General features: G+C 72.5%; 7 protein-coding genes. 6 read left to right on the top strand and 1 reads right to left on the bottom strand.

Features of this window, described 5'->3' with window-relative positions; all coding sequences use genetic code 11:
- Window positions 1-127: 127 nt before the first annotated feature.
- The 5 genes from ACFV6I_RS30450 (at window position 128) to ACFV6I_RS30430 (ending at window position 7,579) form a co-directional block, all read left to right on the top strand.
- The gene (locus tag ACFV6I_RS30450) at window positions 128-1,147 is read left to right on the top strand and encodes an NAD-dependent epimerase/dehydratase family protein (protein ID WP_063345967.1); all 1,020 of its coding nucleotides are present in this window, start codon (window positions 128-130) and stop codon (window positions 1,145-1,147) included.
- Between the two features lie 11 nt (window positions 1,148-1,158).
- Window positions 1,159-1,890 (top strand): NDP-sugar synthase, encoded by a 732-nt coding sequence (locus ACFV6I_RS30445; protein WP_380428769.1) that lies wholly within the window; start codon window positions 1,159-1,161, stop codon window positions 1,888-1,890.
- 8 nt (window positions 1,891-1,898) lie between these two features.
- Window positions 1,899-4,595: a phosphomannomutase/phosphoglucomutase gene (locus ACFV6I_RS30440; RefSeq protein WP_380428767.1), complete on the top strand. Its 2,697-nt coding sequence runs from the start codon at window positions 1,899-1,901 to the stop codon at window positions 4,593-4,595.
- A 261-nt stretch (window positions 4,596-4,856) separates the two neighbouring features.
- Window positions 4,857-6,221 carry an MFS transporter gene (locus tag ACFV6I_RS30435; protein WP_380428765.1) on the top strand — a complete coding sequence of 455 codons (1,365 nt, stop codon included), beginning with the start codon at window positions 4,857-4,859 and terminating at the stop codon, window positions 6,219-6,221.
- A gap of 122 nt (window positions 6,222-6,343) precedes the next feature.
- On the top strand, window positions 6,344-7,579 hold the full coding sequence (locus ACFV6I_RS30430) for a hypothetical protein (RefSeq protein WP_380428763.1): 1,236 nt from the start codon (window positions 6,344-6,346) through the stop codon (window positions 7,577-7,579).
- A gap of 129 nt (window positions 7,580-7,708) precedes the next feature.
- Here the strand turns inward: ACFV6I_RS30430 and ACFV6I_RS30425 are convergent, their stop codons facing one another.
- Window positions 7,709-8,452: a TNT domain-containing protein gene (locus ACFV6I_RS30425; protein WP_380428761.1), complete on the bottom strand. Its 744-nt coding sequence runs from the start codon at window positions 8,450-8,452 to the stop codon at window positions 7,709-7,711.
- Between the two features lie 559 nt (window positions 8,453-9,011).
- Here ACFV6I_RS30425 and ACFV6I_RS30420 point away from each other — a divergent pair.
- Window positions 9,012-9,650, top strand: a complete 639-nt coding sequence (locus ACFV6I_RS30420; RefSeq protein ID WP_380428760.1) for a hypothetical protein — start codon at window positions 9,012-9,014, stop codon at window positions 9,648-9,650.
- Window positions 9,651-9,714 lie beyond the last annotated feature (64 nt).

Here is a 9,714-nt window from a genome sequence, read left to right as displayed (position 1 = left end):
GGCCAGCCGCGGCCCCGCTCAACCTCCTGCCCGCCTCCGGGTGGGGGTGGGCCACCGCGGATCCGCCGCGTGGCCAGGCCGCTCCGGGTGTGACACACATTCGCGAACCACGAGAGGGGACCAAGGCATGAGCAAGGTTGTCGTCACGGGTGGCGGCGGGTTCATCGGCTCGCACATCGTCGACCGGTTGTGCGCCCAGGGACACCGCGTCCTGGTGGTGGACGACTTCTCCACGGGCGATCGGGCCAATCTCGCCGAGAGCGAGGCCCGCTGGCCCGAGTTGAGCATTCTCACGGCCGACGTGGTCGACGAGTCCACCGCGGCCGCGGTGGAGGACTTCGCGCCCGAGGTGCTGCTGCTGCTGGCCGCGCAGTTCAGCGTGAAGGTGTCGATGCGGGATCCCCTGCTGGACGCCCAGGTCAACGTCATCGGCCTGGTCCGGATGCTCGAAGCGGCGCGGCGCAGCCGCAGCCGCAAGGTCGTGTTCGCCTCCAGCGGCGGGACGATCTACGGGCCCGCCGGTGAGGACGGGGTGCCCATCAAGGAGTCCGCGGGCCGGGTGCCCAGTTCCTTCTACGGGCTGACCAAGTCCGTCGCCGTCGACTATCTGCGCCTCTACCACGAGACCTACGGCCTGGACTACGTCGCGCTCGCCCTCGGCAATGTCTTCGGCCCCCGCCAGACCCCGTTCGGTGAGGCGGGAGTCGTCTCCATCTTCGCGCAGCGCATGCTCTCCGGGCAGACCTGTGTCATCAACGGGGACGGCCTGCAGACGCGCGACTACGTGCATGTGAGCGATGTGGCCGATGCGTTCGTGCGGGCCATGGACCAGGGGCACGGGCTGATCAACATCGGGAAGGGCGGGGAGAGTTCGGTCCTGGACATCCACCAGGCGGTCGAGAAGCGGACCGGCCGTTCGCTGCCGCCCCGCTTCGGGCCGCCGCTGGCGGGAGAAGTGCGCAGGGGGTGCCTGGATCCCTCCCGTGCCCAGGCCCAACTGGGCTGGACCGCCCGGACGACGCTGGAGGACGGGGTCGACTCCGTCGTGTCCTGGCTGGCCGCACGCCCCCTGCCGACGGAGGCCTCGCCCGAGGCGGGGCAGACCGGTCAGACCGGTCAGACGGGGCAGACGGGGCAGACGGGATGAGGCTGGCGGGGATGATCCTGGCAGCCGGGCGCGGCAGCCGGATGGGAGCACTCACCGCCCAGACGCCCAAGCCGCTCCTGCCCCTGGCGGGCAGGCCGTTGCTGGGACACCTGCTGGACCGGTGTGCCGAGACCGACGTCACGGACGTCTACCTCAATCTGCACTACCAGGCCGAGCAGGTCCTTCGCTTCCTCGACGGCACCACGGTGAAGGTGCCCGTCCACGCCCGGACCGAGCCCCGCCTCACCGGGCCCGCCGGGGCGCTACGGCTGTTCCACGAGGAACTCGCCGCCTTCGACGCCGTGCTCGTCACGTCCTGCGACGTCATCATGGGCGAGCCGCTCCAACGGCTCGTCGACGCGCACACGCACGGAGGCTACGCCCTGACGTTCGCCTGTACGCGGATCCGGCAGGCCCGCCGCTACGGCGTGCTGGACATCGACCCCGATGGTCGGATCCGCGGCGCCCGGGAGAAGCCCGACGTCCCCGACGACGAGACGCACTGGATCAGCGCCGGGGTGTACTGCCTGGACCCCCGCATCATCGCGCACATCCCCGAAGGCGTCGTCTACGACTACGCCAGGGAACTCGCCCCCGCACTGATGGCCGCCGGCGAACGCGTGGGGGCGCACCGGCTCACCGGCTACTGGCGGGACGTGGGAACTCCCGATTCGCTGCGCGAGGCCGGCGAGGACGCCGGCCGTGGGCTCATTCCCTGGCTCACCGAAAGGGCGGACCGATGAAAGTCCTGATGCTGACCTCCAGTTACGAGCCCCTGCACGGCGGGGCCGAGACCTATGCGCGGCTGTTGTGCGAAGGGCTGGTGGCCGACGGCCACGACGTCGTCATCGCGACCGACGGGTCATGGCTGGACGACCTGCCCGGGGAGCGCGAGGAGGACGCGGGGCGGGTCGTGCGGCTGCGCGACTTCGCGGACCGCGTGGACGCCCGGGACAAGGTGAGATGGCGACAGATGCAGTACTCCATCCTCGACGAACTGGGGGCCGTGCTCCAGGGCGAGAGCTTCGACGTCGTCCACGCCAACAGCCATGAGACGCTCATCCTGGCGAGCATCGTGGCGCTCGAAACGGACGCCGCACTGGTGTGCTCGCTGCACGAGCAGAACCCCGACCTGGAGCGGTTCGGCCGCGGCCGGTGCCGCCTGTCGTACCAGACCCTCCCCGTCGACATGCACTTCGTCCCCAGCCGCTTCTTCGCCGAGCGCGCCGCCCGCTTCGGCGCCCCCGCCGACCGCATCAGACTCGTCCACAACGGCGTTCCCGACGCGCCGCCGGACGACGTGGCCCGGAACCTGCGCTCCGCACTGCGCACCGAACTCGGCGTCGCCCCCGACCAGCGGCTGATCGTCCTCCCGGGCCGGATGTCCGCCCGCAAGGCCCAGCTCGACCTGGCCGCGGCGCTTCCCCTGGTCGCGGCGGAGCTGCCCGAGGTGCGGGTGCTCCTGGCGGGGAGGGTCTCGGACTACGCGTACGAGAAGAGCGTGTGGGGCCGGCTCGAACACGAGGGTGTGGCAGAACTGGTCACCCTCCGCCAGGACTTCGGCGCCGAGGCGATGCCTGCCGTCTATGCTGCGGCGGATCTGGTGGTCCAGCCCTCCCTGGCGGAGGGACTGCCGTTCAGCGTGGTCGAGGCGATGCGCGCCGGCAAGCCCGTCGTCGGCACCCGCGTCATCGGCATCAGCGACGTCATCACCGACGGCGTCGACGGCCTGCTCGTGCCGGCGGCCGACCCGCCCGCACTGGCCGCAGGGATACTGCGGGTGCTCACCGACGAGTCGTGGGGGGGGGGGCGGGGGGGGCCCCGCGGCCCCCCCGCCCCCCGCGCGCGGGGGGGCCCGCCCATGCAGGCCGCGCGCCCCGCCCCCCCCCCCCCGCAGTCCCCCCCGGTACAGGGCGGGGCCCCCCGGACCCCCCGTGGCGCCCCGCGGGGGGCCCCAACGCGAGCACCACGGCGGAACGGGAGTTCAGCAGCCGGAAGATGGTCGCGGACACCCTGGACGGCTACCGGGTGGCCGTGGCACGCCGTCGGCAGTCGGCGCCCGCGGCCCCGACCTCGACCTCGTGAAGGGGTGACCGTGTCCGACTACGCGCGGCTGGTCAAGGCCTACGACATCCGCGGGGAAGTCCCCGCCGAACTCGACGGCGAGGTCGCGGAACGCATCGGCGGCCTGTTCATCCGGTTCACCAACGCCCCGCAGGTGGTGGTGGCCAGGGACATGCGCCCGTCCTCCGCCATGCTCGCGCGGGCGTTCAGCGACGGCGCCCGCCGGGCCGGTGCCGACGTCATCGACGCCGGGCTCGGCTCCACCGACTACCTCTACTACGCCAGTGGATCGCTCGGACTTCCCGGCGCCATGATCACCGCCAGCCACAACCCCGCGAAGGACAACGGCATCAAGCTGTGCCTGAGCGGCGCGGCCCCCCTCGGGGAGAACACGGGCCTCGGCCGGATCCGCGACTGGCTCGTGGCGGGGGAACGTGCCACACCCGCCGCGTCCCGCGGCGCCCGTACGGAAAGACCACTCCTCCAGGAGTACGCGGCACACCTGCGGCAGCTCGTCGACCTCACCGGGATCCGGCCCCTCAAGGTCGTCGCCGACGCGGGCAACGGCATGGCCGGCCTGACCGCCCCGGAGGTCTTCGCGGGCCTGCCCGTCGACCTCGTCCCGCTCTACTTCGAACTCGACGGCACGTTCCCCCACCACGAGGCCAACCCCATCGACCCCAGGAACCTCGTCGACCTCCAGGCCGAGGTCCGCCGGCAGGGGGCCGACATCGGACTCGCCTTCGACGGTGACGCCGACCGCTGCTTCTTCGTCGACGAAGGCGGTCAGCCGATCTCACCGTCCGCCGTCATCAGCCTGATCGCAGGCCGGGAGCTGGCACGGCACCCCGGCTCGGCCGTCGTGTACAACCTGATCACCGCCGAGGCCACGGTGCGGAGCATCCGCCGCCACGGCGGACGCCCGTTCCGGTCCCGCGTGGGGCACTCCCACGTCAAGGCGCTCATGGCGCAGCACGACGCGGTCTTCGGTGGAGAACACTCCGGGCACTACTTCTTCAGGGACTTCTGGCGTGCCGACAGCGGCATGCTCGCCGCGCTCCACATGCTGGCCGCCCTCGGTGGACAGGACCGGCCGCTGTCCGCCGTGATCGCCGCGCACAGCCGCTTCGCGCTGTCCGGCGAACTCAACTGCGTCGTCGCCGACGTCGCGGCCACGATCCGGGAGGTGGAGGAGCGATACCGGCACCGGGCCGGGGTGACCACGGACCGGCTCGACGGTCTGACGGTCGGCCTGCCGGGCGGAATTCGGTTCAACCTGCGCCCCTCGAACACCGAACCGGTCCTTCGGGTCAACGTGGAGGCGCACGACCAGGAGACCATGGAGCACCTCCGGGACGAGGTCCTCGCGTTGATCCGACCGTAAGACGTTTCTGACGGTACGTCGGGGAGTGTCCGGGTTGCGACAGGTCGGCCGGTGACGCCGGTAGTCTGCTCCCGGATCGCGAAGCGGGTGATCGCCTCGACTCGGTGTCCGGGGTCGGGGTCGGTCATCGGCGTGGGCGGCGGATTCCCGGCGGCCTGACCCGGCCTCGCCCCATCCCTGCCTACGGCACTTCGAAGAAGGGCATCCCATGGGCTTGGCCCCGTCCTGCGACCATGTCGACGGCGGCGCAGGGGTGTCGCCATGACGGCGCCCGTCCCCCCGGGCGCCGCACGGCTGTTGACCGTGTGCGTCGCCTCCGTCGGAGGGCTGCTCTTCGGCTACGGAATCGGGGTGATCGCCGGAGTCCTGCGGCTGGTCGCCGACATCTTCACCCTGTCGTCGTGGCAGCAGGGGGCGGTCGTGTCGGCCGCCCTCCTCGGCGCGGCGCTCACCGCCCTCACCAGCGGGCGGCTGGCGGACAGGTTCGGACGCCGGCCGGTCATCGGCGCCGCCGCGGCCGTGTACGCCCTCGGAACGGCGGCCTCGGCGGCGGCCTCGGGCTCCACCACGCTCCTCATCGGGCGGTTCCTCGTCGGACTCGCCCTGGGGGCCGTCTCGTTCGCGGTCCCGCTGTACATCTCCGAGATCTCTCCGCCCGCCCGGCGCGGCGCGCTCGTCACACTGAACCAACTCATGATCACGATCGGGCTCCTGCTGTCCTACGTGGTGGCCTATCTCCTGGAACCCGCGGGGGCCTGGCGCTGGATGCTCGCTCTCGGGCTCCTGCCCGCGTGCGTGCTGCTGGTCGGCATGTGTCTGGTGCCCGAATCGCCGGACTGGCTGCACGCCAGGGGAGACACCGCCCGGGCGGCAGTCGCCGCCCGGCGCCTGTCTCCGCCCGACCCGGGCGGCGCAGCCGTCCGACCCGGTGGCCGCCCCGCGACGGCGACCGCCACCCGGCCCACCGCCGGCCCCACGACCGCAACCGTCGCCCGGCCCGTCGCCGCCCCCGCCGCGAGCCTCCGGCAGGCCTGCGCGCTGGCCGGTCCCCGCTGGGTCGCACTGGGACTGGCGATCGCCGTCCTGGTCCATCTGACCGGTCTGAACACCGCGATCTACTACGTGCCGACCATCCTGGGGGGCAGCGGCATGACCGCTGCCGGAGGCATCCGGGGAGCCGTCCTGGTCGGGCTGTGCAACGTGGCCGCCACCGTCGTCACCATCGTCCTGCTCGACCGGGTCGGCCGCCGGAAGACGATGATCGGAGGACTGCTGGTCATGGCGGTCGCGGCCATCGGCATCGCGGTCGCGCAGCCACTCGGGCACACGGGGGCGCCGACCGCGGCGCTGCTGTGCGTCTTCATCATGGCGGGAGCGGTGGGCCCCGCCGCCGTCTTCTGGGTCTACATCGCCGAGATCTACCCGGCGGGTGCCCGCGGAGTGCTGATGAGTCTGGCCACCGCGGCCCACTGGGGAACCGACTTCGTCGTGGCGACCACGTTCCTCCCCCTCGTGCAGGAGCTGTCGCTCGGCGGGGCGTTCGGTGTGTACGCGGCGATCAGCGCGGCGTCCGCCCTGGCCCTGGCCCGCTGGATGCCCGAGACCCGTGGCCGATTGCTGCTGTGACCGGGCCGGGCGCGAGGCTCCCACGCTCGCGCCCGGGCTGGGCTTCGCCCGCCGCCACCTGACGATGCGACAGAATTGCCGTCAGCCGAGCAATCAGCCGCGCGTCCCCGAAGGTAGGCATCATGACCCGCTACAGCGTCGACCCGAACCGGCACGAGCTCATCGCCACCTGGGGAACCGGCGAAGGCGACCTCGCCACCCGGATCACCGCCCTCCCGGCCGACGCACCCAGCGCCACGCTCCTGCGCCTGGCCGGCGCGCTGACCCGCCTGTCGGAGGCGGCCTGGCGCACCTACACCCATCCCGCCAGCGCCGCCGGCTCCCTCGAACCCGACACCGAAGGCTGGCGCCGCGAACAGGAACGCGACACCTTCAGCGACGTCGCCGAAGCCGTGGCCGCGCCGAACCTGCCCCACGGCGGCCTGCTCACCGTCTCCTACAGTCCCCTGCTGGAATCCGCCCACCAGGCCGGCCGCGCCCTGCACGCCCTCGACGAACCCGAGTTGACGAAGGCCGTCCTCGCCGAGACCGTCACCGAACTCACCGCCGTCGAGAGCGCCGAACTCGGCAACCTCACCGGCCGCGCCCAGCAGGCCGTCCTGCTCAGCCGCGAGGACGCCTCCCCCGTCCAGGTCGCCGCCGCCGACCACCTGCTGGAGCAGAACCCCTTCGGCTCCCTCGCCCTCTTCTCCGACATCGACCCGACCGCCGCCGCCGTCGCGGCCGCGCACTGGCTCGCCGCCGCGGCCGAGGTCGCCGCCGACGCCTCCGGCCACGACGCCACCGCCGTCCTGCTCGAAGCCGACAACATCGAGGACCTCCCGCACCAGACCCCCACCCTCGTCCTCGAACTCCTCGACGCCGGCCACACCCCCCACGACGCCGTCACCGGCCTCGTCCGCCACGCCCTCCACATCGCCGACGGCCTCCTCCCCGACCCCGCCGGCCTGCGCGAACAACTCGAAGACCTCGACGGGGCCCTCGACGACTACACCGAGGACTACACCGACGACGAGGAGACCGACCCGGAGGACACCGGCCTGCGCCTCACCCCCCTCGACCCCAGGCGCCCCGCCCGCGACCTCCTCGAAGACCTCCTCGCCGGCATCCACGGCTGCTGGGTCCTCCACACCGAGTACGACGACCTCGACGAAGAGCACCTCGGCACCGACGACGCAGACCCGGACGGCGCAGACCCGGACGACGCAGGCCCGGACGACGCGGACCTGGACGACGCAGACCTGCACGACGCGGACCTGGACGACGAACGGGCCGCACAGCACCGGCACCAGAGCCGCGAGAACTTCGCCCGCCTCGTCCGCGAAACCGCCGCCCGCCACCGCGACCGGCTGCTCTGACCGCACCTCCCCGCTCCGACGGGGACAGCGGAGTCGCCCCTGCCCCCCAGCAGCAGCGGGGGCAGGGGCGGTCCAGAGGTTGCCGTCAGCCTCTCCGCAGGCCGCCGTCGGCGCTCTGCTTGCCGCCGGTCAGGAACCGGTGGGGGCGACGTTGCACTGCTCTGCTTGGAGTTCGCTGAGGTAGCCCTTGGCGATGAGGTTGTTGACCTTGTAGCCACCCTCAAGCCCTGAGGGCGCGAGGGCCGGGTCGAGCCACTCCTGCACGTCTCCGCCGGGCATCCCGTAGAAGGCGGCCACGTGCCCCTTCTGCACCCTGAACTCCTTCTCGGCGGACAGGCAGTGGTAGCCGCCGTTGAGGGCGTCGGGTGTCACCGCCATCTGGACGAAGGGCGTTCCGGGATCCGCGAGGTACCCGCCGCCCTTGGTGATGTCGCCGAACCGGATCAGCTTGGTCCCGATCGGCACCGTGTACACCGTCTGGTCGAGCTTGCCGTCGAGCCTCTGGAAGCCACGGTCGGGCGCGTACGCCCACCGCTTGTCCGTCGCGTCGTAGTACAGCTGGACGAAGTGGCTGGCACTGAGCCCGCCGAAGCGCTGGTACCCCCTCAGCAGCGTGGCGGCCGGCTCGTCGTTCGGGATGGCGGCCGGCCCGAATCTCTCCTGGGAGCAGTAATACTTTCCGGCCATCGGCGACTCGGTGGCGTCGGGCGGCGGCGGGCAGTCGTCGGGAACGACCGCCACCGCCCGCACGGACTGCGCGTTCACCGGCTGTGCGTTCACCGGCTGCGCGGCAGCGGCGCCGCCTGCGGCGGTCAGTCCGGTGATCGGGAGGGCGCAGGCCAGGGAGGCGGCGAGCATCGTTCGCACACGCATTCAGTACTCCGGTTTCGTGGGGAGGGAGCAGAGGGGGCGCCACGGCGGGGAAGGGGGAACAGGCACACGACACAGGCCGCGAGGGGGACGGCACACAGCAACCGCCCACACCGTGCGCGATGGCCGCCGACGGCGGGACGGAACGTCAACTACGGGTGTTGGCTGCGGAATCCGGCGGTTTCGCCCTCGTCCGCGTTCTCCTGACTTCTCCGCCGTGTCCGGCGCCGCTTCGAAGTCCGCTACTCCGTACCCTCCCCGGAACCGGCCGATTCCCCGCTCAACCCGACCGGGCTACATCCGGGCGTACGGCCTGGCGGTCCCCTTCCTCAGCGGCGGGGCACCCGGGCGGCTGCTGCCGGTGGCGGCAGGCGACGGCCCGGCGGGTCGCCCGGCCGGCGCCGCCCGCCGAAAGTGCTCCGTGCCGTCCGGACGGCCCAGCACCGCTCGTGGTCCGGGCGTGCAGAACAAAGCATGGAGAGCACGAACCGGGCGGCTGCGGGCATGCACGTGCCCACCGACGGCCGAACGGATGAGCGGGATGACCGGAGGGTTGTGCGTGATGCGTACGCTGTACACCAGCCAGGGCGGCGGCCCCCGGCTGCCGCGGAGAGTGGCCGCTCTGGCCGCTGCGGCAGGAACGGCCGTCCTCCTCGTGGCGTCGTGCTCATCCGGGAGCTCCTCCGGGCCCGCGACGCCGACGAACGCGGCGGGGGCGACGCTGTCGGAGGCACCCAACCCGTCGAGCTTCTCCGGGGAGCCGCCCTCCGCCTTCGCCTCCGCGCTGGAGTCGGCCTCGGCCTCGGTAGCCGCGCGCTCGGCCTCGGCGGCGGCCGCTGCCTCGGCGTTCGAGGCATCGGCGGACGCGCAGGCCGCGCAGAACCGGGCGAAGGCGACCGAGGTGCTCAAGACCGTGGAGGGCCCCGGCAACGCCACCGCCGACATCACCCTGACCGGCGTGCCGCGGTCCACCACCGGCGGCCTCCACGCCGCCGTCGTGACCATCGTCAACAGCACCCGCGAGGCCGCGTCCTACGCGGTCCAGGTGGACTTCACCGACGCGTCGGGCCACGCCGTCGACTCGGCGATCGTCGGCGCCGAGAACCTGGCCCCGGGCGGGAAGGCCAGTCCGATCGCCTTCAGCCGCCAGCCGGCCGATCTGGCCCTGGTCCCGGTCGTGGTGAAGGCCCAGCGCTACTGAGCCCAGCGCTCCTGAGCACACCCCGACCGGGCAACGCCCGACGTCCCGCCGGCTTCCCGTGCAC

This window comes from Kitasatospora sp. NPDC059803, assembly GCF_042732255.1.
Lineage (GTDB): Bacteria > Actinomycetota > Actinomycetes > Streptomycetales > Streptomycetaceae > Kitasatospora.
The sequence above is the reverse complement of the archived record's forward strand: the minus strand, read 5'-3'. Positions and strand labels throughout refer to the sequence as shown.

Coding starts and splice junctions, on each gene's coding strand:
- ACFV6I_RS30445 (WP_380428769.1), top strand. CDS start 1,159: ATGATCCTGGCAGCCGGGCGCGGCAGCCGGATGGGAGCACTCACCGCC.
- ACFV6I_RS30430 (WP_380428763.1), top strand. CDS start 6,344: ATGACCCGCTACAGCGTCGACCCGAACCGGCACGAGCTCATCGCCACC.
- ACFV6I_RS30435 (WP_380428765.1), top strand. CDS start 4,857: ATGACGGCGCCCGTCCCCCCGGGCGCCGCACGGCTGTTGACCGTGTGC.
- ACFV6I_RS30450 (WP_063345967.1), top strand. CDS start 128: ATGAGCAAGGTTGTCGTCACGGGTGGCGGCGGGTTCATCGGCTCGCAC.
- ACFV6I_RS30440 (WP_380428767.1), top strand. CDS start 1,899: ATGCTGACCTCCAGTTACGAGCCCCTGCACGGCGGGGCCGAGACCTAT.
- ACFV6I_RS30420 (WP_380428760.1), top strand. CDS start 9,012: ATGCGTACGCTGTACACCAGCCAGGGCGGCGGCCCCCGGCTGCCGCGG.
- ACFV6I_RS30425 (WP_380428761.1), bottom strand. CDS start 8,452: ATGCGTGTGCGAACGATGCTCGCCGCCTCCCTGGCCTGCGCCCTCCCG.